The organism is Arthrobacter pasteuri (assembly GCF_054510955.1).
This window is the reverse complement of the sequence record NZ_JBTNDO010000001.1, coordinates 431,705-458,606: the sequence shown is the minus strand read 5'-3', so window position 1 is coordinate 458,606 and position 26,902 is coordinate 431,705. Positions and strand designations below refer to the sequence as shown.

Genomic DNA, 26,902 nt, shown 5'->3' with positions numbered 1-26,902 from the left:
AAACCATGTTGCGTTGGTTGACGGCAGGAGAATCCCACGGTCCGGCCGTGGTCGGGATCATCGAGGGAATGCCCGCGGGTGTGGGCATCACGAGCGGCGATATCCAGGAGGCCCTGGCACGCCGGCGCCTCGGGTACGGCCGCGGAGCCCGCATGAAGTTCGAGCAGGATTCCGTCCGCATTATCGGCGGTGTCCGTCACGGCCTCACGCAGGGCGGTCCCGTCGCCATCGAGGTGGCGAACACCGAGTGGCCCAAGTGGGAGAAGATCATGTCCGCGGATCCCCTCGACGAGGAGGACGCCGCGGAACTCGCCGTCTCCGCACGCAACGCCCCGCTCACGCGGCCCCGGCCCGGGCACGCCGACTTCACCGGCATGCAGAAGTACGGGTTCGACGAGGCCCGTCCCGTCCTCGAGCGTGCGAGCGCCCGCGAGACCGCAACGCGCGTGGCACTCGGCACCGTGGCCGCGAAGTTCCTCGAGGGCCTCGGCATCCGCCTGGTCAGCCACACGGTGTCCATCGCCACCGTGTCCGTGCCCGAGGACGCCCCCCTGCCCACGCCGAGCGACGTCATCGCCCTCGACACCGACCCCCTGCGCTGCTTCCACCGGGACACCTCGGATGCGATGGTGGCCGAGGTGGACGCCGCCCACAAGGAGGGTGAGACCCTCGGCGGCGTCGTCGAGGTGGTCGCCTACGGCCTGCCGCCGGGACTCGGGAGCTACGTGCACTGGGACCGGCGCCTCGACTCGCGACTGGCTGCCGCCCTCATGGGGATCCAGGCCATCAAGGGTGTGGAGGTCGGTGACGGCTTCGAGACGGCGGCGCGCCGCGGCACCGCGGCACACGACGAGATCGTGCGGAACGACGACGGCAAGATCGTCCGCGCCAGCAACCGTGCAGGCGGCATCGAGGGCGGCATGAGCATCGGTGACGTCCTCCGTGTGCGCGCCGCGATGAAGCCCATCGCCACGGTGCCGCGGGCCCTGCGCACCGTGGACGTGAGCACCGGCGCGGCCGCCCGGGCGCACCACCAGCGGTCCGACGTGTGCGCGGTACCTGCTGCCGGCGTCGTCGCCGAGGCCATGACGGCCCTGGTGCTGGCGGAGGCCGTCACGGAGAAGTTCGGCGGCGACTCCCTCGCGGAGACCGCACGCAATCTGCGCAGCTACCTCGAGAACATCCCGGAGTTCCTGGACTCCGCCGGGGTCTGATGCAACGGAACCACCCCGTGGTCCTCGTCGGACCGATGGCCTCCGGCAAGTCGGCGGTGGGCCGCATGCTCGCGCAGCGGACCGGTGCCCGGTTTATCGACTCGGACCGCGAGATCGTCGAGCGCCACGGCAGCATCAGCACCATCTTCGAGGAGCAGGGCGAGCAGGCGTTCCGGACCCTCGAGGCAGGCATCGTCGGCGAGGCGCTCGGGGCGGGGGACGCCGTCGTCTCGCTCGGTGGGGGAGCGGTGCTCCATCCGGCCACGCAGGCCTTGTTGGCGCGGGCCACCGTGGTCTTCCTCGACACCGACGTCGCGACCGTGCTGCCGCGGATCAGCGGGGACACGGGACGGCCGCTCCTCGCGGGGCGCCCCGCCGAGCGGTGGCAGGAACTGTACGACGAGCGGCGGCCCGTCTATGCCGCGGTGGCGACGGTCGTGGTGGACACCCGCGGCCGGTCGGTGCGCGAAGTGACCGACGCCGTGCTCTCGGCCCTCGAGGCCGCCCCCGGAACATCCCGCGACAGCGTCGCGGCACCACCGAACGATCTGAACGAGGAAAGCGGGACGAACCCCCATGGCGACTGACGAACCGACCATCATCCCTGTCACCGGGAGCACTCCGGAGAACACGTACGACGTCGTCGTCGGACGGGGGCTGCTCGGCCGGCTTCCCGCGATCCTCGGGGAGCGCGTCCACCGCGTGCTGGTGATCCACCCGAGGGCGCTGCGGGCGACCGGTGACACGGTGCGTGCCGAACTGGCCGACGCCGGTTTCACGGCCGTGACCGCCGAGATCCCCGACGCCGAGGAGGGCAAGCACATCCAGGTGGCGGCGTTCTGCTGGCAGGTGCTCGGCCAGAACGACTTCACGCGCTCGGACGCCGTCGTCACCGTCGGCGGTGGCGCGGTGACGGACCTCGGCGGTTTCGTCGCGGCGACCTGGCTGCGCGGCGTCCGGGTGGTGCACCTCCCCACCAGCCTGCTCGGCATGGTGGACGCCGCCGTCGGCGGCAAGACCGGCATCAACACGGCGGAGGGCAAGAACCTCGTGGGCGCCTTCCACCCGCCCGCCGCCGTCCTCGCCGACCTGGACGCCCTGGCCACGCTGCCGAAGAACGAGCTCGTGACCGGGCTCGCCGAGGTGGTCAAGTGCGGCTTCATCGCGGACCCCGTCATCCTTGACCTGATCGAGCAGGACACCGCGGCCGCCACGGACGCGGCATCGCCCGTGCTCCGCGAGCTCGTGGAACGCGCCATCCGGGTGAAGGCCGACGTCGTCTCCGAGGACCTGCGCGACACGGGCCGCCGTGAGTACCTCAACTACGGCCACACCCTCGGGCACGCCATCGAGCTCGCCGAGCGGTACTCCTGGCGGCACGGCGCCGCCGTGTCGGTGGGCCTGGTCTTCGCGGCCGAACTCTCCCGGATGGTGGGGCGCCTCAGCGACGCGGACGCCGACCGCCACCGGAGCATCCTCGAGTCCCTCGGCCTGCCGGTGACGTACCGGCGCGACCGGTGGGCCTCACTGCTCGACGGGATGCGCCGCGACAAGAAGTCGCGCGGCGACCTCCTCCGCTTCGTCGTGCTGGACGGCATCGGCCGCCCCGGCATGCTCGAGGTCCCCGACACCTCGCTGCTCTTCGCCGCCTACCAGGAAATCGCCTCCTGATTCCCCCTCACGCTGCACAGGGTAGACTGGACCGTGGACTTTTAGCGCGCTTCCGCGTGCCCGCTGTGCCTCGGCCGGCCCATCCATCCGCGAAACCGACGAAAGTGAATCTGTGGCGACCACGAACGACATCAAGAACGGCACTGTGCTGAAGCTCGAAGGCAACCTCTGGAACGTCCTCGAATTCCAGCACGTCAAGCCTGGCAAGGGTGGAGCATTCGTCCGCACCAAGCTTCGCAACATCCTCTCCGGCAAGGTCGTCGACAAGACCTTCAACGCAGGCCTGAAGATCGAGACGGCCACCGTGGACCGCCGCGACTACCAGTACCTGTACAAGGACGGCGAGGACTTCGTGTTCATGGACACCTCGGACTACGACCAGATCACCGTGCCCGGCAAGACCGTCGGCAACGCGGCGAACTTCATGCTCGAGAGCCAGATGGCCACCATCGCCCTCCACGAGGGCTCGCCCCTGTACGTCGAGCTCCCCGCCTCCGTGACGCTGGAGATCACCTACACGGAGCCGGGCCTGCAGGGTGACCGCTCCACCGGCGGTACGAAGCCCGCCACGGTCGAGACCGGCCACGAGATCCAGGTGCCGCTGTTCCTCGGTACCGGCACCAAGGTCAAGGTCGACACCCGCACGGGCGAGTACCTGGGACGCGTCAACGAGTGAGCGCACGCAGTAAGGCCCGTCGCCGGGCCCTGGACATCCTCTTCGAATCCGAGCAGCGCGCCATGCCGGCCCTCGAGGTCATCCGCGCCCGCCGGGAGAAGACGGACATGGTCATCGCCGACTACACGGTGGACATCGTGGAGGGCGTCCTGGAGCACCAGGAGCAGATCGACGAGTTCCTGAGCACCTACTCGCAGGGGTGGACGCTCGACCGCATGCCCGCGGTCGACCTCATGATCCTGCGGATCGGCAGCTGGGAACTCCTGTACAACGGGGACGTGCCCGACGGCGTGGCCGTCAGCGAGGCCGTGGAGCTTGCGAAGATCCTTTCCACCGACGAGTCGCCCAAGTTCGTCAACGGGCTCCTCGGCCGGCTCCAGCAGCTCAAGCCGACCCTGCTCGCGTAAGGCCCTGCACGATAAGGCTCTGCACGAGCAAGTCCCGCAGTATCCTCCAGAAGCTCCCGTACGACGCCCCCGGGGCGTCGTACGGGAGCTTCTGTGGTCCTGGACGGCCTACCCGGACGCCGGGACGGCGTGAGCCGACGGAGCGGACGGCTTGTGGCTCAGCGCGCGGCCGAGGCCAGCTCGAAGATCCGTGCGCGGCGCTGCGTGGCTTCCTCCAGCAGGACGCGCTCCTCCGCGGCGTAGTCGGCGTCGCGGCGCCCGCCCAGCAGGCGCTGCCGCGTGTAGGCGATGCGCGCCCCGGTGCGGATGAACGCGCGCATGTCCTGCTTCGCGCCGATGGACTGCGCCCAGGCGAGCGCGCGCGAGCGCCCCGGGCGCGTCGCCAGCATCCTCACTTCCTCCGGCGTGAACCAGCCGGCGCGGGCGTAGTCGCCCAGGCGCGCCTCCGTCAGGCGCCGCTCGGACCGGCGTAGGGCCACGACCGAGATCACGGCGACGATGAACAGCGGCACCTGGACCACGAGGTAGAACAGGAAGAAGTCGTGGAACAGCACGAGGGTGCCGCCGTTCCAGAGCATGTGGCCCGCGATCGCGGGGATCAGTCCGAGGACGAACGCCGTCAGGATGCGGGCGTTGCCCCCTCCTCGGCTCAGCGCGAAGCCGAGGACGAACCCGAGGAGGGACGTGAACATGACGTGCGCGAAGGGGGAGAACAGGCCCCGCAGGATGAACACCCCGACCAGGGCGCCCGCGGTGCCGGACTCCCTGACGGCCGATCCGAAGTACAGGATGTTCTCGGTGAAGGCGAAGCCCGCCGCGACCGTCCCCGCATAGACGATGCCGTCGACGGGGCCGTCGAAGTGGCTGCGGCGCGTGTAGACCAGGATGAGGACGCCGAGGCCCTTGGCGAACTCCTCGACGAGCGGCGCCTGCAGCACCGGGCCGATGACCTCCGGCGACGTCGTCTCGAGCGCGGTCCCGAGGAGTTCCACGACGTAGGTGCCGAGCAGCAGGGACACGACGACCGAGGCGCCGGCGCCCCAGAGGAACGCGAAGAGCAGGGCGCCGCGGGGTTCGGGGTCCCATCGGTCGATCCAGCGCAGGCCGAGCAGGCAGATGCCGAGGGGCACGAGGGCGAGGATGCCGCAGAGCACGAACGCGGACGGACCCAGGGACAGGGACAGCAGGAGGAGGACGCCTGCGACGACGAGGGCCGCGACGATCACGAGCAGGACGTTGAGGACGCCGGAGCGGCGCGGCGGCGGTTGGTCCCAGACCGGCCGGAAGGGGTGCCCGCTGGTCGGGGTGGGGGCCGGACGGTGGTGCCGCACCGTGGTGTCGCCCCACCAGCCAGGGTGCGGGGAGAAGGAGGTGTCGTGGCGGCCGGAGCCCCGGGCCTCGTTCCACTGCGGGCTGCCCGCGCCCGCTCCGTGATCGTTGATCGCCATGGTGCAACCCTAGGGGCAAGCGGCGCTGTGATAGTTTTGACGGTGCAACCAGCCTTTAAATTCCGTCCAGTGAGGCGGGGAAGGAGGAAGCGTGTTATGACTGTGCCTGCCCAGGAATCCGGCATCCACAAGCGCGTTGTTCTCGCAGAAGCAGATATAGACCGGGCGCTCACGCGCATCGCCCACGAAATCCTCGAGGCGAACAAGGGTTCCCGGGATCTCGTCCTCCTCGGCATCCCGCGCAGGGGTTTCCCCCTGGCCCGTCGGCTCGCCCAGAAGATCGCCGCCGTCGACGAGAGCGTCGACCCCGATCTCATCACCGGCCAGCTCGACGTCACCATGTACCGGGACGACCTGCGCCGCAACCCCACCCGTTCGCCGCTGGCCACGCAGCTGCCGCCGTCGGGTATCGACGACAAGGTCGTGGTGCTCGTCGACGACGTCCTGTACTCGGGACGCACCATCCGCGCAGCCCTCGACGCCCTCGCGGACCTCGGACGGCCGCGCATCGTGCGCCTCGCCGTCCTCGTGGACCGGGGCCACCGCGAACTCCCGATCCGCGCCGACCACGTCGGCAAGAACCTCCCGACGTCGTCGCGGGAACGTGTCCGGGTCCACCTGGCGGAGATCGACCTGATCGGCGGCTCCGCGGTGAACGAGGTCGTCATCGAGGATCGTCCGTGAAGCACCTGCTCAGCACCCAGGACCTCTCCGCGAGGAATGCCCTGCGCCTGCTGGACGTCGCCGAGGAGATGGCGGCCGTGGGGGAGCGGGAGATCAAGAAGCTCCCCGCCCTGCGCGGACGCACCGTGGTGAACCTCTTCTTCGAGGACTCCACGCGCACGCGGATCTCCTTCGAGGCCGCCGCGAAGCGCCTGTCGGCCGATGTGATCAACTTCGCGGCGAAGGGCTCGTCGGTGTCCAAGGGCGAGTCCCTGAAGGACACCGCGCAGACGCTCGAGGCCATGAGCGCCGACGCCGTCGTGATCCGGCATCCGGCGTCCGGCGCGCCGGCCCGGCTCGCCGCGTCGGGCTGGATCGACGCCGCCGTCGTCAACGCCGGCGACGGCACCCACGAGCACCCCACCCAGGCGCTGCTGGACGCCTTCACGCTCCGGCGGCACTGGTCGCGGCTCGGCGGCAGCCCCTCCGCGGGCAGCACCCTCGCCGGCATGAAGGTACTGATCGTCGGCGACGTCCTCCACTCGCGGGTGGCCCGCTCCAACGTCTGGCTCCTGACCACGCTCGGCGCGGAGGTCCTCCTCGCGGGTCCGCCCACGCTGCTCCCGGTCGGTGTCGGCTCCTGGCCGTGCACGGTGTACTACAACCTCGACGACGCCCTCGCGCAGCGGCCCGACGCCGTGATGATGCTGCGCCTCCAGGCCGAACGCATGAACGCGGCGTTCTTCCCGTCGACCCGCGAGTACTCGCGGCGCTGGGGATTCGACGACGGGCGCCTCGCCCTGCTCGACACGATGGGCCTCGACGACACCGTCATCATGCACCCCGGCCCCATGAACCGCGGCCTCGAGATCTCCTCGGCCGCGGCCGACTCACCCCGCTCCACCGTCCTCGCCCAGGTCCGCAACGGCGTCTCCGTGCGCATGGCGGCGCTCTACCTGCTGCTCTCGGGTGACCAGCACGACGGGCCGGACGACGACCTGCAGGACCTCAAGCCTGCCATGACACCGGAAGGCCGTACCCCGTGACGACGAACACCAGCCACCCCGCCGAATACCTGATCCGCGGCGCCTCGATCCTCGGCGGTGCTCCGCAGGACCTCCTCGTGCGCGCCGGCATGATCGCCGCCGTCGGGCAGGCCGCAGCAGAGGAGGCCTCCCCGGGGGCCCTTCCGATCGAGGCCGGCGGCCTCGTCGCCCTGCCCGGCATGGTGGACCTCCACACCCACCTCCGCGAGCCGGGCCGGGAGGACGCCGAGACGGTCGAGACCGGCTCCCGCGCCGCGGCGCTGGGCGGCTTCACCGCCGTCCACGCCATGGCCAACAGCTCGCCCGTGGCCGACACGGCAGGCGTCGTCGAGCAGGTGTACCGCCTGGGCCTCGCGTCCGGCTGGGTCGAGGTACGTCCCGTGGGCGCCGTGACCGTGGGCCTGGGCGGCGAACGGCTCGCCGAGCTGGGTGCCATGGCCGAGTCCCGGGCGTCCGTCCGCGTGTTCTCCGACGACGGCATCTGCGTCTCCGACCCCGTCCTGATGCGCCGGGCCCTGGAGTACGTCAAGGCCTTCGACGGCGTCATCGCCCAGCACGCCCAGGAGCCACGGCTCACGGAGGGCGCCCAGATGAACGAGGGCGAGGTCTCGGCCGTCCTCGGACTCACGGGCTGGCCGGCCGTCGCCGAGGAGAGCATCATCGCCCGCGACGTCCTGCTGGCCCAGCACGTCGGATCCCGGCTGCACGTCTGCCACGTCTCCACGGCGGGGTCGGTCGAGATCATCCGCTGGGCGAAGGCCCGCGGCATCGACGTGACGGCCGAGGTCACGCCGCACCACCTCCTCCTGACCGACGAACTGGTCCGCAGCTACGACCCCGTGTACAAGGTCAACCCGCCGCTGCGCACGTCGGACGATGTCCACGCCCTGCGCGCGGCCCTCGCCGACGGCACGATCGACGTCGTCGGGACCGACCACGCGCCCCACCCGAGCGAGCACAAGGAATGCGAGTGGGCGCAGGCAGCGATGGGCATGACGGGGCTGGAGACCGCGCTGTCCGTGGTGCAGCACACCATGGTGGAGACCGGCCTGCTCGACTGGGAGGGCTTCGCCCGTGTCACCTCCACGACGCCGGCGCGCATCGGCCGCCTCGGGCACCAGGGCCGCCCCCTCGCGCCCGGCGAGCCCGCCAACCTGATCCTCGTCGACCCCGCCGCACGCTGGACGGTGGATCCGTCGACCATGGCCACCAAGGGGCGCAACAGCCCGTTCCGGGGGCTCGAGCTGCCCGGCAGCGTGCGCGCGACCTTCTACGGCGGACATCCGACGGTCCTCGACGGACGCCTCGCCACGCCGCGGACCACGGATCCGATCGTGGAGGAGGCCCCGGCATGGAATACCTAGGCTGGATCGCGCTGACCCTCGGCATCATCGTCGTGGTCGTCGCGCTCATGGCGCTCGGGTGGCGCAACCGGCTGCGCCGCCAGGCCGACGTCCCCGCACCACCCGACGCCCCCGCCGACCCGGGACCCGTCCTCTACGAGGCCGAGGGCCAGTACGTGGCGACGACCACCGCAGCGGACTGGCTCGACCGCATCGCGGTGCACGGGCTCGGCCTCCGCGGCAACGCCGTCGCCGCCGTCCACCCCGAGGGCGTCGTGATCACCCGCACGGGTGCTCGGACCGTCTTCATCCCGCGCACGGACCTCGTCTCGGTCCAGCTCGCCAGCGGCATGACCGGCAAGTTCGTCGAGAAGGAGGGACTCGTCGTCATCACCTGGCGCCTGGGTCCCGGCCGCGTCGACACCGGTTTCCGCACACGCCACCCCGCATCCAAGGCCCAGCTCGTCGCCGCCGTCGCGGCGCTCGTGCCGGCCGAACCCACCCCCCGAACCCCACCGAAACCCGAAGGCAGGGAACAGCTGTGAGCAACGTCCAATCCAAGGCACCCGCGGTGCTCGTCCTCGAGGACGGCCGGACCTTCCGCGGCCGGGCCTACGGAGCCGAGGGCACCGCCCTCGGAGAAGCCGTCTTCGCCACCGGCATGACCGGCTACCAGGAGACCATCACCGATCCCTCCTACGCCCGCCAGCTCGTCGTCCAGACCGCGCCCCACATCGGCAACACCGGGGTCAACGCCGACGACGCCGAGTCGCGGCGCATCTGGGTCGCGGGATACATCATCCGCGACGCCGCCCGCCGCCCGTCGAACTGGCGGTCCGAGCAGAGCCTCGACGACCAGCTGCGCGAGCAGGGCGTCGTCGGCATCGAGGGCGTCGACACCCGCGCCGTCACCCGTCACCTCCGCGAACGCGGCGCCATGCGCGCCGGCATCTTCTCCGGCGCCGAGGCGGCCCTCCCGGAGGGGCAGCTGCTCGAGCAGGTCCTCGCCCAGCCGTCCATGGCAGGCGCCCGCCTCGCCGAGGAGGTCAGCATCGAGAAGGCGTACGTCGTCGAGCCCGCAGACCACGGCTGGACCGACGAGCCCGTCGCCACCATCGCGGCGCTTGACCTCGGCATCAAGGCCATGACGCCCAAGCACTTCGCCCAGCGCGGCGTGCGCACCGTCGTCCTGCCCGCCGGGGCGTCCTTCGAGGACGTCGTGGCCGCACAGCCGGACGGCGTGTTCATGTCCAACGGCCCGGGCGACCCGGCGACCGCCGACGCCCAGGTGGAACTGCTGCGCCGCGTCCTCGACGAGCGGATGCCGTTCTTCGGCATCTGCTTCGGGAACCAGATCCTGGGCCGCGCCCTCGGCTTCGGCACCTACAAGCTCCGCTACGGCCACCGCGGCATCAACCAGCCGGTCCTCGACCGCCGCACCGACAAGGTCGAGATCACCTCGCACAACCACGGGTTCGCCGTCGACGCCCCGCTCGGCGGGCCGGTCGAGGCGCCCGCCGGCCGCTACGGGCGCGTCGAGGTGAGCCACGTCAACCTCAACGACGACGTCGTCGAGGGACTCGCCTGCCTGGACATCCCGGCATTCTCGGTCCAGTACCACCCCGAAGCGGCCGCGGGTCCCCACGACTCCGCGTACCTCTTCGACCGCTTCGTCGACCTCATGCAGGCCGAGAAGCACGGGGCAGGCGACGCCCGCGCGGCCTCCCGGCTCGACGCGTCCTCCGAATCGGACGCGCTGGCCGCCGCGGCCTCGGCAGAACTGGGGACCCACGGATCCAAGGTGTCGGGTACGCAGCCCCGGCACAGCACGACATCACTGAGCAGCACAACGCAGGAAGAGAACTGATGCCCCGCAGAACCGACCTCAAGAGCGTCCTGGTCATCGGCTCAGGGCCGATCGTCATCGGGCAGGCCGCCGAATTCGACTACTCGGGCACCCAGGCGCTGCGCGTCCTGCGCGAGGAGGGCCTGCGGGTCATCCTCGTGAACTCGAACCCCGCGACCATCATGACCGACCCCGAGTTCGCGGATGCGACCTACGTGGAGCCGATCACGCCCGACGTCGTCGCGAAGATCATCGAGAAGGAACGCCCCGACGCGCTGCTCCCGACCCTCGGGGGCCAGACGGCGCTGAACACGGCGATCGCCCTCGACAAGAACGGCGTCCTGGACAAGTTCGGCGTCGAGCTGATCGGCGCGAACATCGCCGCCATCGAGCTCGGCGAGGACCGCGAGAAGTTCAAGGGCGTCGTCGAGCGCTGCGGGGCCGAGTCCGCCCGGTCCGCCATCATCCACTCCCTCGACGAGGCCCTCGTGGCCGCCGAGGACCTGGGCTACCCGATGGTCGTCCGCCCCTCCTTCACCATGGGCGGCCTCGGCTCCGGCCTCGCGTACACCGAGCAGGACCTGCGCCGGATCGTCGGCCAGGGCCTGCAGTACAGCCCCACGAGCGAGGTCCTCCTCGAGGAGAGCATCCTCGGGTGGAAGGAGTACGAGCTCGAGATGATGCGCGACAAGAACGACAACGTCGTGGTCGTCTGCTCCATCGAGAACTTCGATCCCGTGGGCGTCCACACCGGTGATTCGATCACCGTGGCTCCGGCCCTGACCCTGACCGACCGCGAGTACCAGCGCCTGCGCGACATCTCCATCGCGGTCATCCGCGAGGTCGGCGTCGACACGGGCGGCTGCAACATCCAGTTCGCCGTCGAGCCGGACACCGGCCGCGTCGTCGTCATCGAGATGAACCCGCGTGTCTCGCGGTCCTCCGCGCTGGCGTCGAAGGCCACGGGCTTCGCGATCGCCAAGATCGCCACGAAGCTCTCCCTCGGCTACACGCTCGACGAGATCCCGAACGACATCACACTGAAGACCCCCGCCTCGTTCGAGCCGACCCTCGACTACGTGGTGGTCAAGGTCCCGCGGTTCGCCTTCGAGAAGTTCCCCGCGGCCGACCCCACGCTCACCACCACCATGAAGTCCGTCGGCGAGGCCATGGCCATGGGCCGCAACTTCACCGAGGCGCTCCAGAAGGCATTGCGCTCGCTCGAGCAGAAGGGTTCCCAGCTGTCCTTCGCGCCGGTCGCGGCGGAGGAGGTCGACGCCCTCGTCGAGGCGGCGAAGCGCCCCACCACCGAGCGCCTCTCGCAGGTGCAGCGCGCGCTGCTCGGCGGGGCGAGCGTCGAGCGGCTGTACGAGGCCACCGGCATCGACCCGTGGTTCCTCGACCAGCTGGTCCTGCTCAACGAGGTGGCCGAGGAGGTGCGCTCGGCGCCGAACCTGACCGAGGAGGTGCTGCGGCACGCCAAGCGCCACGGCTTCTCGGACGAGCAGATCGGGCTGCTGACCTCCACCCCCGACGCCGTCGTGCGCGGTGTCCGGCACGCCCTGGGCATCCGCCCGGTCTTCAAGACGGTCGACACGTGTGCCGCCGAGTTCGCCGCCTACACGCCGTACCACTACTCGTCCTACGACGAGGAGGACGAGGTGGAGCCGCACGAGAAGCCCTCGATCATCATCCTCGGCTCCGGCCCGAACAGGATCGGCCAGGGCATCGAGTTCGACTACTCGTGCGTCCACGCCACCATGGCGCTGCGCGAGGCGGGCCACGAGACGGTCATGATCAACTGCAACCCCGAGACGGTCTCCACCGACTACGACATCTCGACGCGCCTGTACTTCGAACCGCTGACCCTCGAGGACGTCCTGGAGGTCATCGCCGCCGAGGAGCGCACCGGTGGCGTGCTCGGCGTGTTCGTGCAGCTCGGCGGACAGACACCGCTGAAGCTGGCCCAGCAGCTGGCCGACGCCGGCATCCCGATCCTCGGTACCTCCCCGGAGGCGATCGACCTCGCCGAGCACCGCGGCGCCTTCAGCCGCGTGCTCGACGCCGGCGGCCTCATCGCCCCGAAGAACGGTACCGCGGTGTCCTTCGAGGACGCCAAGAAGATCGCCGACGAGATCGGGTACCCGGTCCTCGTCCGGCCGTCCTACGTGCTCGGCGGCCGCGGCATGGAGATCGTCTACGACGAGGCGAACCTCTCGCGCTACATCACGAACGCCACGGAGATCACCGAGGCCCACCCCGTCCTGATCGACCGCTTCCTCGAGGACGCCATCGAGATCGACGTCGACGCCCTGTACGACGGGACGGAGATGTACCTCGGCGGCATCATGGAGCACATCGAGGAGGCCGGCATCCACTCGGGCGACTCCGCGTGCGTGCTGCCGCCCATCACCCTGGGTGCCGATGTCCTGCAGCGCGTCCGCGAGGCGACCCTCGCCATCGCGGAGGGAGTGGGCGTGCGGGGCCTCATCAACATCCAGTTCGCCCTCGCCTCGGACGTGCTCTACGTCCTCGAAGCCAACCCGCGGGCCTCGCGCACCGTGCCCTTCGTCTCGAAGGCCACCGGCGTGCAGCTCGCCAAGGGGGCTGCGCTCATCGGGACCGGCGTCACCATCGCGGAGCTCCGGGGCGAGCACGGACTGCTCCCGGCGCGGGGTGACGGCGGCTCCCTGCCGCTGGACGCACCGGTGTCCGTGAAGGAAGCCGTCCTGCCGTTCAGCCGCTTCCGTACGCCGGAGGGCACCGTCGTCGACTCGCTGCTGGGCCCCGAGATGCGCTCCACGGGTGAGGTCATGGGGATCGACAAGTACTTCGACACGGCCTTCGCGAAGAGCCAGGCCGCCGCGAACGCGGCCCTGCCCATCGAGGGCAAGGTCTTCGTGTCCGTCGCGAACCGGGACAAGCGCTCCATCATCATGCCGGTCAAGCGGCTCGTGGACCTCGGCTTCGAGATCGTCTCCACCGGCGGCACGGCCGACGTGCTCCGGCGCAACGGAATCCAGGCGACCACGGTCCGCAAGGTCGCCGAGGGCGCGGGCGCCCAGGGCGAGGGGACCGTCGTCGACCTCATCACCGAGGGCGGGATCGACATGATCATCAACACGCCCTCGGGCGGGCAGGCCCGCGGTGACGGCTACGAGATCCGCGCCGCGGCCACCTCCTACGGGTTGCCGGTCATCACGACCATCCCCGAGGTGGGAGCGGCCGTGCAGGCGATCGAGGCCATGCGCTCCTACGAGTGGTCGGTGACGAGCCTCCAGGAACACGCCGCCAACCTGCGCGCGTCGACCGAAGCCCGCGATGCCGACCTGCGCGCATCGACCGAAGCCCGCGATGCCTCCTGAGGCGGGCGCCGCGTCCCGTGCCCCCTTCGGGGAGCGGCTCGCGGCGGCCCGCGCGGCGAAGGGCAGCCTGTGCGTCGGGATCGATCCGCATCCCGCGCTGCTGGGTGCCTGGGGACTGGACGACTCACCTGCGGGCCTCGAGCGGTTCTCGCTCGCGGTGCTCGACGCCGTCGGGCCCGTCGCGGCAGCCGTGAAGCCACAGGTGGCGCTGTACGAGCGGCACGGTGCGCGGGGGCTGGCGGTCCTCGAGGCCGTGCTGGCGCGCGCCGCGGAAACCGGTGTCCTGACGATCGCCGACGCCAAGCGCGGCGACATCGGCTCGACCATGCAGGCGTACGCGGAGGCGTGGCTGGGGGAGGGGCGGCCCCTGGCCGCCGACGCCGTGACGCTCAACCCGTACCTCGGGTTCGAGTCCCTCCGGCCCGCGATCGATCTCGCCGCCGCGACCGGCCGGGGGGTCTTCGTCCTCGCACTCACCTCGAATCCGGAGGGCCGCTCGGTGCAGCACGTCGGAGGGGACGCGTCGGTGGCGCGGTCCATCGCGCGTGCCGCCGCCGCCGAGAACGCCGGGTCGGCACCGGGGTACGTGGGACTCGTCGTCGGGGCGACCATCGGCGACGCCGCCCAGCGGCTCGGCCTGGACCTCGCCTCGCTCAACGGGCCCATCCTCGCCCCGGGCGTGGGAGCGCAGGGTGCGGGACCGGAGGAGCTGGGTGCCGCGTTCGGGGACGCCCTGCCGTTCGTCCTGCCGACGTCGAGCCGTGCCATCCTCGCGGCTGGGCCCGTTCCCGCGAATCTGCGGGCGGCGGCGGAGCGGACGCGCGACGAGCTCGCGTAGGTCGCATTGATTTCGGAGGCGTGCGCCGGGTAGGTTCGGTTCGGGACCGACCCATCAAGCCCATCGATACGACGAGCGGCCGCCGCCCCATCAGGTGCCGTCAAGCGCAGGGAGCACCAGTGAGTCTGAAGCCATTGACGGATGTCGAACGAAGACGGGCGCGGGAGAAGGCGACGGCTGCGCGCGCGGTTCGGGCGGACATCAAGTCCCGGCTGAAGACCGGTAAGCTCTCTGTGGCGGAAGTGATCGAGAATCCCGACGGCGACGACGCCGTGGGCCGCCTCAAGGTCCTGGATCTCCTCAAGGCCCTGCCCGGCGTGGGGGACGTGCGGGCGGCCGCCATCATGGCAGAGGTCGGTATCGCCGCGACGCGCCGCGTCCGCGGACTCGGCATCCATCAGCGCAGGTTACTCGTCGAGTACCTCGGACACCATTCTGGCTCGGCCAGTAAGTAAGGAAGCCTCAGTGTTCCAGCCCCGGTTGACTGTTCTCGCCGGCCCGACCGCGGTCGGCAAGGGAACCGTCTCCACCTATATCCGGGACAACTACCCGGAGGTGTGGCTCTCCGTCTCCGCGACCACCCGGCCTCCCCGCCCGGGTGAGATCCATGGCGTGCACTACTTCTTCGTCTCCCCGGAGGAGTTCGACCAGCTCATCGAGGACGGGCAGTTGCTGGAGTGGGCCCTGGTCCATGGCCGCAACCGCTACGGCACGCTGCGCCGCACCGTGCAGGCCGCGATGGACGAGGGCCGCACCGTGCTGCTCGAGATCGATCTGCAGGGCGCGCGCCAGGTCAAGGAGAGCATGCCGGAGGCGAATTTCGTCTTCCTGGCCCCGCCGAGCTGGGACGAGATGGTGCGCCGGCTCGTGGGCCGCGGCACCGAAACACCGGAGGAACAGCAGCAGCGGCTGGAAACAGCTAAACTGGAACTTGCCGCCGAGCCGGAATTCAACCACACCGTCGTCAACGACACCGTGGAGCATGCGGCAGACGAGCTCGTATCACTGATGGGACTGCGTCCGCTGCAGCGCTGACAAGCCCTGCACCGGCCGTTCCGCCTAATATTTGGAGAATTTGTGTCAACTCAGCCCGAAGGCATCATCAACCCGCCGATCGACTCTCTGCTGGAGGCCTCGGACTCGAAGTACGCCCTCGTGATCTATGGTGCCAAGCGCGCCCGCCAGATCAACGCGTACTACTCGCAGCTGCATGAAGGGCTCTTCGAGTACGTCGGCCCCCTGGTCGACACGAAGCTGAACGAGAAGCCGCTCTCCATCGCGCTGCGCGAGATCAACGAGGGCATGCTCGTGTCCACGCCGATGGAACAGTCCGAGTAGTCCCGCCGGTCGGGCAGCACACGGACAACCGGTGCGCATAGTACTTGGTGTCGGAGGAGGGATCGCAGCCTACAAGGCAGCATCCCTCCTCCGTCTTTTCACGGAGTCGGGGCATGACGTCACCGTCATCCCCACGGACGCGGCGACGCGCTTCGTCGGAACCGCCACCTGGGAGGCACTCTCGGGCAACCCGGTGAGCAACAGCGTCTGGGACGACGTCGACAAGGTGAACCACGTGCGGCTCGGCCACGAGGCCGACCTCATCGTCGTCGCCCCCGCCACGGCCGACGTCCTGGCCCGCGCTGCCGCGGGGCTCGCCAACGACCTGCTGACGGGCACTCTCCTCATGGCGCACGGTCCCGTCTTCCTGGCACCCGCCATGCACACCGAGATGTGGCAGCACGCCGCGACGAGGGCGAATGTCGAGACCCTCCGCTCCCGCGGCGTCACGGTCATGGAGCCCGCATCCGGGCGTCTCACCGGCTCGGACTCCGGTCCTGGCCGGCTGCCGGAACCTGCCGACATCTTCGACGCGGCGATGGCCGCCGTCGCGCGGTCCTCGGGGTCCGAGGCCCTGCAGGGCAAGCGCATCACCATCTCCGCGGGAGGCACGCGCGAGGCCCTCGACCCGGTACGCTTCCTTGGGAACCGGTCGTCCGGCAAGCAGGGCATGGCCCTCGCCGAGGCGGCCCTCGCCCGGGGAGCGCACGTGACCCTGATCCTCGCGCATGCGGAGGTGGCGCCGCCCCGCGGCTGCGACGTCGTCCGGGTCGAATCAGCCCTCCAGCTGCGCGAGGCCGTCCTCGCGGCGCTCCCGGTCACCGATGTCCTCGTGATGGCCGCCGCGGTCGCCGACTTCCGTCCCGCCGAGGTCGTCGCCACCAAGATCAAGAAGAACGACGACGGGACCGATCCGGTGATCACGCTCGTCCGCAATCCCGACGTTCTCCGGGAGGCCGTGCTGGCCCGGCAGGATCACGGGAAGCCGCCCGTCATCGCGGGATTCGCCGCCGAGACCGGTGACGCCGCGGCCGACCCGCTCACGCATGCCCGCGCCAAGCTCGCGCGGAAGGGCTGCGACTTCCTCGTGCTGAACGTCGTCGGCTCGGACCTCGTCTTCGGCGAGGACTCGAACGAGGTCACCATCCTCGATGCCGACGGCAGCGAGTCCGACCCCGTGCGCGGATCGAAGCGGGCCGTCGCGGATGCCGTTCTCGACCACGCCGCGCACCTCCTGTCCCGCTGAGGCAGCTCCGCCGGGCGTGTCGGCAGCCGTCCGCCCGGCGGCGGCCCAGCGTCCAACGGGCTCACGACGGGCATTCGTCCGGCAGCCGCGGGACCCTCGGGCCGTGCAGCATCCGGGCCGGACTGTCCCTCCAACCAAGTAGAGTGGGCACGTGAATTCACCCAGCACTGATTCCCCCCTGCGCCTGTTCACCTCGGAGTCGGTCACCGAGGGCCATCCGGACAAGATCTGCGACCAGATCAGCGACGCGATCCTCGACGGACTCCTCGAGCAGGACCCCGACTCCCGCGTGGCGGTCGAGACGCTCGTCACCACCGGGCTGGTGCACGTCGCGGGTGAGGTGACCACGGAGGCGTACGTCGAGATCCCCGACATCGTCCGCAAGACGATCCTCGGCATCGGCTACGACTCCTCGGCGAACGGTTTCGACGGGGCGCGGTGCGGCGTGTCGGTGTCCATCGGCCAGCAGTCCGCGGAGATCGCCTCGGGCGTGTTCACCTCCCTGGAGACCCGCGAGGGCACCGGCGTGGATCCCTTCGACGCCCAGGGTGCCGGTGACCAGGGGATCATGTTCGGCTACGCGAGCGACGAGACGGCGGTCATGATGCCGGCGCCCATCTGGCTGTCCCACCGCCTCTCGGAACGCCTCACCGCTGTCCGCAAGGACGGCACCCTTCCGTACCTACGGCCCGACGGCAAGACCCAGGTCACCATCGGCTACGACGGCGACCGGCCGGTCTCGATCGACTCCGTCGTCATCTCGTCGCAGCACTCCTCCGATGTGTCCCTCGAGCAGCTCAGGGCCGACCTGGCCGACCACGTCATCGCGCCGGTCCTCGAGGATTCCGAGCTCGATACGTCCTCCGTCCGGCACATCCTCAACCCGGGCGGCGCGTTCGTGATCGGTGGCCCCGTAGGAGATGCCGGATTGACGGGCCGCAAGATCATCGTGGACACGTACGGGGGCATGGCCCGGCACGGCGGTGGAGCCTTCAGCGGCAAGGACCCCTCGAAGGTGGACCGTTCGGCCGCCTACGCCATGCGCTGGGTCGCGAAGAACGTCGTCGCGGCCGGCCTTGCGCGCCGCGCCGAGATCCAGATCGCCTACGCCATCGGCATGGCCCAGCCCGTCGGCATCTACGTCGAGACCTTCGGTACGGAGACGGTCGACCCGCTCGCCATCGGCACCGCCATCCGTGAGGTCTTCGACCTCCGCCCCCTCGGCATCATCACCGCACTCGACCTCAAGCGTCCCATCTACCAGCGCACCGCCGCCCACGGCCACTTCGGCCGCGAGGAGGAGGGCTTCACCTGGGAGCGCACCGACCGCGTGGACAAGCTCCGGAGCTACTTCAACGCCTGAGCCGGAAGGGGACAGCGCACGGCGCAGGCTGCCGGACGCTTCAGCATCATGACGGAGACGGAGCGGGACACGATCGGGACGGACGGCCAGCTGTCGCTGCTGCACGGCTTCGGGCCCGCGAAGCTGCCCCGGACCGATCCCGAACGGGCGTCGACGCATCCCGTGGCCCGGGTGATCCTCGACGCGCAGCTACCCCATCTCGACCGGTTCTTCGACTATGCGGTGCCCGCCGCCATGGATGCCGAGGCGCAGCCCGGGGTGCGGGTCAAGGTGCGGTTCGCCGGACGCGAGCACACGGGGTTCCTCGCCGAACGGGTGGATGAGGCCAGTACGACGGCCACGCTCCTGCCCCTGGGCAAGGTCGTGTCCCCCCAGCGCGTCCTGACACCCGAGGTCCTGGCCCTCGCGACGGCCGTCGCGGCACGGTCGGTCGGAACGGTGAGCGATGTCCTGCGGCTGGCGGTCCCGCCGCGGATGGCCCGCGTGGAGGACGAGTTCCCCCCGGGAACTGCCCCGGCAGTCGATACGGCAGTCGATACGGTGGTAGATACGGTGGTTGCTCCAGGCACAGCCACGCCGGCCCCACGGGCCCCCGGCATCTTCCGGCGCTACTCCAACGGGCCGGCCTACCTGCAGCACCTGCGGGCGGGGGAATCGCCGCGGGCCGTCCTCACGAGCCTCGGTGGCTTCGGCAGCACGGCGTGGACGGAGGAGATCGCCGAGGCCGTCGCCGAGACGGCAGCCTCGGGCCGCGGCTCCATCGTCGTCGTTCCCGACCAGCGCGACCTCGCGCGCGTCGAAACCGCGCTCGTGGCGCGCCTCGGCCCGACCGCCGTGGCCCGCCTCACGGGGGAGGACGGGGCGACGCCCCGGTATCGCAGCTTCCTGCGGATCCTGCACGGGTCGGCGACGGTCGCCGTCGGGACCCGTTCGGCCGCCTACGCGCCCGTGCGCGACCTGGGACTGGTGTGCCTGTGGGACGACGGCGACGACCAGCATCTCGAGCAGCGCGCACCGTACCAGCACGTCCGCGACGTGCTGCTGTTGCGGGCCGAGCAGGAGGGCGCCGCCGTGCTGCTCTCCTCCTTCTCCCGCAGCACGGAGACGCAGCGGCTCGTCGACACCGGCTGGGCCCACGCCGTCCAGGCCGATCGTGCCGAGGTGCGCCGCGCGACACCGCGGGTCGTCCACGCCGCCGACGCGTACCAGATGGAACGCGACCCGCTCGCCGCGCAGGCCCGCATACCCCACGCGGCCTGGGCAGCAGCGCAGGCCGGGCTGAAGCACGGACCCGTCCTGCTGCAGGTGGCCCGCACCGGATTCTCCCCGTCCCTGGCCTGCGACCGGTGCCGTCACCCTGCACGGTGCTCCTCCTGCGCCGGGCCGCTGGCGCAGCCGAGCCGGAACGCCCCACCGGCCTGCCGCTGGTGCGGGCGGCCCGAGACCTCCTGGTCCTGTCCCGAGTGCGGCGGGACCCGGGTCCGCGCAACCGTCGCGGGTGCTCTCCGGACCGCCGAGGAACTGGGGCGGGCCTTCCCCGGCGTGCCGGTGGTGTCCTCTGCGGGCGAGCACATCGTCGACACCGTCCGCGACGTGCCCGCCGTCGTCGTCGCGACGCCCGGCGCGGAGCCCGTGGCGCCTGGCGGCTACGCGGCCGTCATCCTGCTCGACGGCAACGCCCTGCTCAGCCGTGAGTCCCTGCGCGCCGGAGAGGACGCCCTGCGGCGCTGGTTCTCGGCGGCCATCCTGGCGCGCCCGTCCGCGGCAGGAGGCACCGTGGTCATCACGGGCGACGACGACGTCGCGGTGGGCCACCTCGTGCGCTGGGATCCCGCCGGCGCTGCGGCGCGGGAACTCCTGGAGCGGCAGCACCTCGGCCTGCCTCCCGCCGTCCGGTATGCCGTGCTGACGGGGACCCGCGAGGCCCTGACGTACTTCCTCGAAGGAGTCGGGACGGAGGGCGCCCGCGTCGTCGGGCCCGCGCCCGTCCCGCCGGACATCCGCCGGGAGGCGATGCGGGTGGCACGTGCAGCAGCGGACCCGAAGGACACGGGGCGGACGGGCGCTCCGTCCCCGGACGCACTCGCCGGGCAGGGAAGCCACCGCGTCCTCCTGTTCTTCCCCTACCGTGCGGCAGCCGCCATGACACGGCAGCTGCGGGCCCGCCGCGCCACCCTGTCCGCGAAACGGACGGGAGAGCCGGTCCACATCCGGCTCGATGCGCTCGACGTGCTCTAGCAGACCACTCGCAATGCTCTTGCCGGCCACCCGTGCCGGGATCGCCGCAGCGTCTCCTCAGCCTGCCTCAGCCTGCCTCAGCCTGCCTCAGCCTGCCTCAGCCTGCCTCAGCCGGCCCCAGCGTCCGAGCCCGTTCCTGCGTCAGCCGTTGGTACCCGGGTCTGTGTCAGCTGCCTGGTCAGCCGGCAGTGACAGTTCATGCACGGTACGCCGGTGACGTGGGGCTGCATGGAGCGCGACGGACGGCGCCCGTCAGGGAGTGGGCACGGTCCGCCACCCGCCGGAATCGATCTCGACGACGATCGGCGCGCCGACTCCGATACCCCGCGCCCGCAGCGCCCCGTCGAGATCGGCCAGGGGTGCGGCGACCACGAAGGCCTCGCCGCGGTACAGGTCGGCCGTCTCCTCCACGAGGGCGACGACGGCGTCCGGACCGCGTGCCTCGAACCGGCCCGCGACCCGCAGGCGCGCCAGCCACGGGGGCGGAGCGGCGGCGGCGTCGAGCAGGATCGCCGTGGCCGGGCACTGGAGGTCGGCCATGTCAGGCCCGCCGTCGTGCATGCTCGGCGACAGCCCGTTCGCACGCCAGCCGGAGCTGCTTCGCCGAGAAGGCCCACGAGTAGGCCGACGCCCGCTCGATCCCGGCTCGGGACGCCTCGGCCCACCGGTCCGGCTCCTCCAGGGTGCGCACCATGGCGGCCACCGCCGACGGGTCGTCCGGGTCGACGTACAGCGCTGCGGTGCCGCCGACCTCGCGGAAGATGGGGATGTCGCTGGCGACCACCGGGGTGCCCGTCGCCATCGCCTCGATGATCGGCAGGCCGTACCCTTCCGCCCTCGAGAGGGTGACGAGCGCGGTCGAGTCGTGCAGCAGGTCCTCGTACTCGGCGTCCGTCACGCCGCCATGGAAGACCACGCGGTCCGTTCCGGGAGCCAGGGCCTCGAGCTCCCGGCGGCGTTCCGGCGTGATGCGGCTCAGCAGGTGGAGCGTGTGCCCGGGCAGGGTGGCCATGGCGCGGACGAGTGTCTCGACGTTCTTGTAGGGCATGAAGGAGCCCATGTAGAGCAGCGACGCCGACCGCGGCGCCTCCGGATCGCGACGGCGCTCCGTCGGCTGCGGCGCATTGCCCACGAGCAGGACGGGCCGGCGCGTCAGCCGGTGCCGGCGGATGAGGTCCGCCGTCGTGCTGGAGATGGTGGCGACGACGTCCGCGCGGTCGAGGAGGAGGCGCTGGGGCCAGTAGGCGAGGTGGTAGAGCCGCCAGAGCAGGCGCACGGGGAGCGGGAGGAACGTCGGCGGTGTCGGGTTCTGGTAGTAGATGAGGTCGTGCAGGGTGAGGACGAGCGGGTACCTGCGGCCCCAGGACCCCATGGTCTGCATGGGGCACACGACGACGTCGGGCTCGAGCGGGTTGATGCGCCGGGCGACGAACAGTTCCGCGGGGGAGAGGGGGCTGTTGATCCGCACATGCGGTACGTCCGGCAGGAGGGCGAGCTGCCGCGGGTCGCTGATGAGCATCACGACGTCGTCCGTCTCCGCGAGGGCGGAGATCAGGCTGGCTCCGTAACGGCTGATGCCGTCGTGGTGGTCGGTGCGCGTGAAGCGCGCGTCGAACAGGATCCTCATGCAGGTGCGTCCTTCAGGCAGTTCTCGAGGAAGTCCTCCACCAGCAGCGCTGCCTCGCGCGGCTTCTCGTAGTGGACGAGGTGGCCGACGTCGGGGATGACCTCCAGTGTCGCGTCCGGGATGAGGGCCGCCAACTCCCGCTGGCTGGCGACCGACCCGATGTCGTCGTTCTCCGCGGCGATGAGCAGGACCGGCATCGTCAGCTCCCGCGCTCGGTCCCGGACGGTGCCCGAGATCGACGCCCGGAACGCCTCCAGCACGACGCGCCGGCCGGCGAACGAGCTGAAGTAGGCATCGTGCTGCCCATGGATCCAGCGCCGCAGGTTCCTGTCCTTCGTCTTGGCCAGAAAGATGCTCATGCCCCGTACGATCGCGGGATTCGACAGGAGCGCCCGCCCGGCGGTTTCCGGCAGGCGGTCCGCGGCGACGTAGTAGCCCTCCGCCAGCCGGGATGCGGTCCGGCTCGGCCCCTCGAGGGCGGGAGCGCTGATGGGGTTGACGAGGACCAGGATCCCGGCGAGGTCCGGGTCCAGGGCGGCGGCCTCGGCAGCGACGATCGACCCGAAGGAATGCCCGAGCAGGACGCGCGGCTCCGGGACGAGCCTCCGGGTGACGTCCCTGATGAAACGGGCGTAGGCGGCGACGTCGTGCGTGCCGCCCAGTTCCTGGCCCTGACCGAACCCCGGCAGGTCCGGCAGGAGGACCCGGTGCCCGGGTAGTTCCTCGACCAGGCGCAGCAACCCGTGGTGGTCCCCCCGGAACCCGTGCACCATGACGATGGTCGCGCCGTGCGGAGCGTCGCTCGGTCCGCCGGCGGGGAGGTCGGCGGCACGCTCGGCGGGATAGTCCCAGACCCGCTGGAGCGTCCCCTCCCAGGGGATGCTCCGGACGACGGCGGATCGCATCAGCCCACCCGGTCCGGGTGCGAGCCGAACCTCTGGTCCCGGTCGAGCGCGTCGAGTGCCGCGACGTGCGCGTCGTCGAGGGCGAACCCGAAGATGTCGAGGTTGGAGCTGATGCGCTCGCGGGAGCTCGCCTTTGGGATCGTGAGGATGCCGTGCTGCAGGTGCCACCGCAGGATCACCTGCGCCGGCGTGCGGCCGAGTTCAGAGGCGATCCGGCCCACGACGGGGTCCTGCAGCACGTTGCCGCGTCCGAGGGGACTCCAGGCCTGCGTGGCGATGCCGTGCCGTGCGTGGAACGAGCGCAGGTCGTGCTGCTGCAGGTAGGGGTGCAGTTCGACCTGGTTGAGGACGGGGACGACGCCGGTCTCGGCCAGCAGGCGCTCCAGGTGCGGCCGCTGGAAGTTGGAGACCCCGATGGACCGGACGCGGCCTTCCGCCTGGAGCCGCCCGAGGGCACGCCAGGTCTCGACGTACAGGTCCTTCGACGGGCACGGCCAGTGGATGAGGTAGAGGTCCAGCCGGTCGAGGCCCAGCAGGTCCATCGATGCGTCGAACGCCCGCAGGGTGGCGTCGTGGCCGTGGTCGTCGTTCCAGACCTTCGACGTGACGAACAGGTCCCCCCGGTCACCGGTCTCGAGGTAGGCCCGCGTGGCTTCGCCCACGCCCGCTTCGTTGCCGTAGAGGGCCGCCGTGTCGAGGAGCCGGTAGCCGGCGTCGAGCGCCGTCGAACAGAGGTGCGCGGTGTCCGCGGGCGGGACCTTATAGACGCCGTACCCGACGACGTCGATCGATGTGCCGTCGGCGAGTGCGACGCGGGGGACGGAGGAGCTCATGGGGGAACTCTACCGAGATCGGCCCGGGCAGGGCCCGCGCCCGGTAGGCCCTGCGCGTCGCTCAGCGGGGATCGAGCCCGTCGAGGATGAGCTCCAGTCCGTACTCGAATTCGTCGCCGAAGTCGTAGCCGGGCTGCATCACGATACCGGTGGCGATCTCCATCATCCACGGGTACTGCCCGCCGGCGAACTGCTCCATGATCGGTGCCGCGACGTCGGCCACCGAGTCGGCGCCACTGAGCGGCAGGGCCACCTCCTGCAGGGCGAAACCGTAGATGTAGCTGTCGAGCAGTGCGTAGGCGTGGGCCGTCGCGCGGAGGGTGAAACCGGCGCTGCGCAGGGTACCGAGCGTGGCGTCATGGTGTCGCAGGGTCGCGGGGCCGGGGTGCGTCCGCGATTCGAGCAGGCCGACAGCCCAGGGATGGCGGCCCAGCACCTCCCGCAGGGAACGTGCCCGGGCGAGCATCTCCTCCCGCCACGGATTACCGATCACCGGAAGGTGGACCTCCCCGAAGACCAGGTCCACGATGCCGTCCAGGATCTGCTCCTTATTGGCCACGTAGTAGTAGAGGCTCATGGGTCTGCAGCCGAGCTCCTGGGCGAGCGTGCGGATGGTCAGGCCGGCGATGCCGTCGCGGTCGGCCAGGGTGAGCGCACACCGCAGGACGCGCTCCCTGGACAGCGGGGTCCGTCCGTTCGTTCCCGTCCGTGCGGCCATCGCGGCGGCTCCTCGGCCTAGTGGTTTCGTACATTGTACGATAACCTCCCCGCATAACGGGTGACGCACCGTGCGGCGCCGGAGAGGCAGTCATGCAGGAACGGCTCGGCAGGACGACGGCGGGTACCGGGACCATGAGGGCGGTGGTGCAGGATGCCTACGGCAGGGCGGAGGTGCTGCGCCCGCGCGAGGTGCCGGTGCCCGGGATCGCGGCGGACGAGGTACTGGTCCAGGTACGGGCCGCCGGGCTCGACCGGGGGGTGTGGCACACGATGACGGGACTGCCGTACCTGGGCAGGCTGGCCTTCGGGCTGCGCGGGCCGAGGAATCCGGTGCCCGGCATGGACGTCGCCGGTGTCGTCGTCGCAGCAGGTGCCCGGGTGTCGCGCTTCGCCGTCGGCGACGAGGTGTTCGGCGTCGGTCGCGGAACCTTCGCGGAGTACGCGACGGCTTCGGAGGGAAGTCTCGTGCACAAGCCCGCCGCGCTGTCCTTCGTCCAGGCCGCAGCGGTGCCGGTCTCCGGCGTCACGGCGATGAAGGCGCTGCACGATGTCGGCCGGGTCTGCGACGGCCAGCAGGTGGCGATCCTGGGAGCCTCGGGCGGTGTCGGCAGCTTCGCGGTGCAGCTCGCCAGGGCGGCAGGAGCGCAGGTGACGGCGGTGTGCAGCGGTGCCAAGGGCGAGTACGTGCGCGCACTGGGTGCCCATCGGGTCATCGACTACTCGCTCCAGGACTTCGCGCACGCCGGTGCCGCGTTCGACCTCATCCTCGATATCGGCGGCACCCCGTCGGTGGGTCACCTGCGCCGGGCGCTCGCACCGAACGGCACGGCGGTGATCGTCGGCGGCGAGGGCGGAGGGAACCTGACCGGCGGTCTGCACCGGCAGATCGGGGCCGCGGCACTGTCCCCGTTCGTTCGCCAGAGGCTGGCGATGGTCTTCGCCGTGGTGCGCGCGGAGGTGCTCGAGCGGCTCGTCCCCCTGATCGAAGCCGGCTCCGTCGTACCGAGCATCGACCGCACCTTCCCGCTGGCGGATGCCGCGGAGGCGATGGACTACCTCGAGTCGGGGGCCGTCCGCGGCAAGGTGGTCCTCACGGTGTAGCCGCGCGTGCTTCGGCAGTTCCTCCTCAGGTGTGGACGAGGCGCCGGGCGGATCCCTCGTCCAGGATGAGGTCGGTGGCCAGTCCTGCCGCGAGCGCCCCGCGGAGGCCGTTGATCTTCGATTCTCCCGACACGACGCAGATGCGCCTTTGAACCCGCTTCAGGTCGTCGAGGTCGGGCCCGGTGCTGCGCTCGTTGAGCAGGATGTCGCTGTAGGAGCCGTCGGCCCGGAAGAACATGGTGGCGACGTCGCCCACGACCTCCTCGCTCTCCAGGGTGTCGAGGTCCTCGCGGTCCAGATACCCACCGCTGTAGACGTGGCTCGGGATGCCGGCGCCGATGGATCCGACACCGAAGATCGCCATGGTCATCCGGCCCTGCAGATCGAGGATGCGGCGGACGCTCCGCTCCTCCCACATCGCCGTCTTCGTGGCCGCGTGGTCGAAGAACGCGGGGACGGGGAACTGTTCCACACGAGCGCCGTAGGCCTGCCCGAAGCGCCGCAGGATCTCGCTCGCATAGGTGATCCCCGTGGTCTGGGTGTTGCCGGCACCGTTGAGTTGCACGATCGTGCTGTCGTGGGTCTGCTTGCGGGTGAGGTGGTGGCTGACGGCGCTCAGGGTGGATCCCCAGGCGACGCCGATGATGGCGTTCGAATCCACGAGGGGCCCGATGGTCCGGGCCGCCTGGATGGCGACGCGGTCGAGCACCTCGGAGTCGCTGATGGAGTCCGCGACCGGCACCACGTGGGCCTCGACGCCGAACCGGCGGCCGATCTGCTGCTCCAGCGCCGGCGCACGCTCGGACGGGTTGTTGACCTGGATCTGGACGAGGCCCGTCTCGCGCGCCATGGAGAGCAGGCGGGAGACCGTGGAGCGCGAGGTGCGCAGCTCGCGCGCGATGGCCTCCATGGTGAGGTCCTGGAGGTAGTACATTTGGGCGGCCCTCAGGGCGTCCCGCGAGCGGTTGCCCTCCGTTCGCTCCACCTCGGCGGACTCCCATCCGGTACTGCCGT

Annotated in this window: 26 protein-coding genes; 19 read left to right on the top strand and 7 right to left on the bottom strand. The window is 70.8% G+C overall.

Going from position 1 to position 26,902, the window contains the following annotated elements; genetic code table 11:
- The first annotated feature begins 5 nt into the window (after positions 1–5).
- The 5 genes from aroC (at position 6) to nusB (ending at position 3,968) form a co-directional block, all read left to right on the top strand.
- Entirely contained in the window at positions 6–1,214 is a 1,209-nt protein-coding gene (aroC, locus tag ACX80H_RS02175; protein ID WP_459310779.1) for a chorismate synthase, read from the top strand.
- On the top strand, positions 1,214–1,801 hold the full coding sequence (locus ACX80H_RS02170) for a shikimate kinase (protein ID WP_459310778.1): 588 nt from the start codon (positions 1,214–1,216) through the stop codon (positions 1,799–1,801). The genes aroC and ACX80H_RS02170 overlap by 1 nt, the downstream gene beginning before the upstream one ends.
- Positions 1,791–2,885: a 3-dehydroquinate synthase gene (gene aroB, locus ACX80H_RS02165; RefSeq protein WP_459310777.1), complete on the top strand. Its 1,095-nt coding sequence runs from the start codon at positions 1,791–1,793 to the stop codon at positions 2,883–2,885. Before ACX80H_RS02170 ends, aroB begins: the two co-directional genes overlap by 11 nt.
- A 112-nt stretch (positions 2,886–2,997) precedes the next feature.
- The gene (gene efp / locus ACX80H_RS02160; protein WP_087075808.1) at positions 2,998–3,561 is read left to right on the top strand and encodes an elongation factor P; all 564 of its coding nucleotides are present in this window, start codon (positions 2,998–3,000) and stop codon (positions 3,559–3,561) included.
- Positions 3,558–3,968, top strand: a complete 411-nt coding sequence (nusB, locus tag ACX80H_RS02155; protein ID WP_459310776.1) for a transcription antitermination factor NusB — start codon at positions 3,558–3,560, stop codon at positions 3,966–3,968. Before efp ends, nusB begins: the two co-directional genes overlap by 4 nt.
- A 158-nt stretch (positions 3,969–4,126) precedes the next feature.
- On the opposite strand, the gene ACX80H_RS02150 is transcribed toward nusB, so the two are convergent.
- The gene (locus ACX80H_RS02150; RefSeq protein WP_459310775.1) at positions 4,127–5,416 is read right to left on the bottom strand and encodes a PrsW family intramembrane metalloprotease; all 1,290 of its coding nucleotides are present in this window, start codon (positions 5,414–5,416) and stop codon (positions 4,127–4,129) included.
- A 96-nt stretch (positions 5,417–5,512) separates the two neighbouring features.
- On the opposite strand from ACX80H_RS02150, the gene pyrR reads away from it, so the two are divergent.
- From pyrR to ACX80H_RS02085, 13 genes are all read left to right on the top strand, one after another.
- Entirely contained in the window at positions 5,513–6,100 is a 588-nt protein-coding gene (gene pyrR / locus ACX80H_RS02145) for a bifunctional pyr operon transcriptional regulator/uracil phosphoribosyltransferase PyrR (RefSeq protein ID WP_459310774.1), read from the top strand.
- Positions 6,097–7,125 (top strand): aspartate carbamoyltransferase catalytic subunit, encoded by a 1,029-nt coding sequence (locus ACX80H_RS02140; RefSeq protein WP_459310773.1) that lies wholly within the window; start codon positions 6,097–6,099, stop codon positions 7,123–7,125. The genes pyrR and ACX80H_RS02140 overlap by 4 nt, the downstream gene beginning before the upstream one ends.
- Positions 7,122–8,489, top strand: a complete 1,368-nt coding sequence (locus ACX80H_RS02135; protein WP_459310772.1) for a dihydroorotase — start codon at positions 7,122–7,124, stop codon at positions 8,487–8,489. Before ACX80H_RS02140 ends, ACX80H_RS02135 begins: the two co-directional genes overlap by 4 nt.
- Complete coding sequence (locus ACX80H_RS02130; protein ID WP_459310771.1) at positions 8,477–9,013, top strand: PH-like domain-containing protein; 537 nt, start codon at positions 8,477–8,479, stop codon at positions 9,011–9,013. Before ACX80H_RS02135 ends, ACX80H_RS02130 begins: the two co-directional genes overlap by 13 nt.
- Positions 9,010–10,335, top strand: coding sequence for a glutamine-hydrolyzing carbamoyl-phosphate synthase small subunit (gene carA, locus ACX80H_RS02125; RefSeq protein WP_459310770.1), 1,326 nt, complete (start codon positions 9,010–9,012; stop codon positions 10,333–10,335). Before ACX80H_RS02130 ends, carA begins: the two co-directional genes overlap by 4 nt.
- Entirely contained in the window at positions 10,335–13,679 is a 3,345-nt protein-coding gene (gene carB / locus ACX80H_RS02120) for a carbamoyl-phosphate synthase large subunit (protein ID WP_459310769.1), read from the top strand. The genes carA and carB overlap by 1 nt, the downstream gene beginning before the upstream one ends.
- A complete protein-coding gene (pyrF, locus tag ACX80H_RS02115; RefSeq protein WP_459310768.1) occupies positions 13,669–14,517 on the top strand; it encodes an orotidine-5'-phosphate decarboxylase in 849 nt (282 codons plus the stop codon). Before carB ends, pyrF begins: the two co-directional genes overlap by 11 nt.
- A 119-nt stretch (positions 14,518–14,636) precedes the next feature.
- Positions 14,637–14,972: an integration host factor, actinobacterial type gene (gene mihF / locus ACX80H_RS02110; RefSeq protein ID WP_459310767.1), complete on the top strand. Its 336-nt coding sequence runs from the start codon at positions 14,637–14,639 to the stop codon at positions 14,970–14,972.
- Between the two features lie 10 nt (positions 14,973–14,982).
- Positions 14,983–15,552, top strand: coding sequence for a guanylate kinase (gene gmk, locus ACX80H_RS02105; RefSeq protein WP_459310766.1), 570 nt, complete (start codon positions 14,983–14,985; stop codon positions 15,550–15,552).
- Positions 15,553–15,594: 42 nt separating this feature from the next.
- On the top strand, positions 15,595–15,855 hold the full coding sequence (gene rpoZ / locus ACX80H_RS02100) for a DNA-directed RNA polymerase subunit omega (RefSeq protein WP_087025955.1): 261 nt from the start codon (positions 15,595–15,597) through the stop codon (positions 15,853–15,855).
- Between the two features lie 31 nt (positions 15,856–15,886).
- Positions 15,887–17,101, top strand: coding sequence for a bifunctional phosphopantothenoylcysteine decarboxylase/phosphopantothenate--cysteine ligase CoaBC (gene coaBC / locus ACX80H_RS02095; RefSeq protein WP_459310765.1), 1,215 nt, complete (start codon positions 15,887–15,889; stop codon positions 17,099–17,101).
- 151 nt (positions 17,102–17,252) lie between these two features.
- Positions 17,253–18,464 (top strand): methionine adenosyltransferase, encoded by a 1,212-nt coding sequence (metK, locus tag ACX80H_RS02090; RefSeq protein WP_459310764.1) that lies wholly within the window; start codon positions 17,253–17,255, stop codon positions 18,462–18,464.
- Between the two features lie 48 nt (positions 18,465–18,512).
- On the top strand, positions 18,513–20,702 hold the full coding sequence (locus ACX80H_RS02085) for a primosomal protein N' (RefSeq protein WP_459310763.1): 2,190 nt from the start codon (positions 18,513–18,515) through the stop codon (positions 20,700–20,702).
- Between the two features lie 252 nt (positions 20,703–20,954).
- Here the strand turns inward: ACX80H_RS02085 and ACX80H_RS02080 are convergent, their stop codons facing one another.
- From ACX80H_RS02080 to ACX80H_RS02060, 5 genes are all read right to left on the bottom strand, one after another.
- Positions 20,955–21,242 carry a hypothetical protein gene (locus ACX80H_RS02080; RefSeq protein ID WP_459310762.1) on the bottom strand — a complete coding sequence of 96 codons (288 nt, stop codon included), beginning with the start codon at positions 21,240–21,242 and terminating at the stop codon, positions 20,955–20,957.
- Between the two features lies 1 nt (position 21,243).
- The gene (locus ACX80H_RS02075; RefSeq protein WP_459310761.1) at positions 21,244–22,329 is read right to left on the bottom strand and encodes a glycosyltransferase family 4 protein; all 1,086 of its coding nucleotides are present in this window, start codon (positions 22,327–22,329) and stop codon (positions 21,244–21,246) included.
- On the bottom strand, positions 22,326–23,234 hold the full coding sequence (locus tag ACX80H_RS02070; RefSeq protein ID WP_459310760.1) for an alpha/beta fold hydrolase: 909 nt from the start codon (positions 23,232–23,234) through the stop codon (positions 22,326–22,328). The genes ACX80H_RS02075 and ACX80H_RS02070 overlap by 4 nt, the downstream gene beginning before the upstream one ends.
- On the bottom strand, positions 23,234–24,067 hold the full coding sequence (locus ACX80H_RS02065) for an aldo/keto reductase (protein ID WP_459310759.1): 834 nt from the start codon (positions 24,065–24,067) through the stop codon (positions 23,234–23,236). Before ACX80H_RS02065 ends, ACX80H_RS02070 begins: the two co-directional genes overlap by 1 nt.
- A gap of 61 nt (positions 24,068–24,128) precedes the next feature.
- Positions 24,129–24,785 carry a TetR/AcrR family transcriptional regulator gene (locus ACX80H_RS02060; RefSeq protein ID WP_459310758.1) on the bottom strand — a complete coding sequence of 219 codons (657 nt, stop codon included), beginning with the start codon at positions 24,783–24,785 and terminating at the stop codon, positions 24,129–24,131.
- A gap of 92 nt (positions 24,786–24,877) precedes the next feature.
- Here ACX80H_RS02060 and ACX80H_RS02055 point away from each other — a divergent pair, with 92 nt between their 5' ends.
- Entirely contained in the window at positions 24,878–25,888 is a 1,011-nt protein-coding gene (locus ACX80H_RS02055) for an NAD(P)-dependent alcohol dehydrogenase (protein WP_459310757.1), read from the top strand.
- Between the two features lie 25 nt (positions 25,889–25,913).
- On the opposite strand, the gene ACX80H_RS02050 is transcribed toward ACX80H_RS02055, so the two are convergent.
- Complete coding sequence (locus ACX80H_RS02050) at positions 25,914–26,822, bottom strand: sugar-binding transcriptional regulator (protein ID WP_459313346.1); 909 nt, start codon at positions 26,820–26,822, stop codon at positions 25,914–25,916.
- Positions 26,823–26,902: the final 80 nt, after the last annotated feature.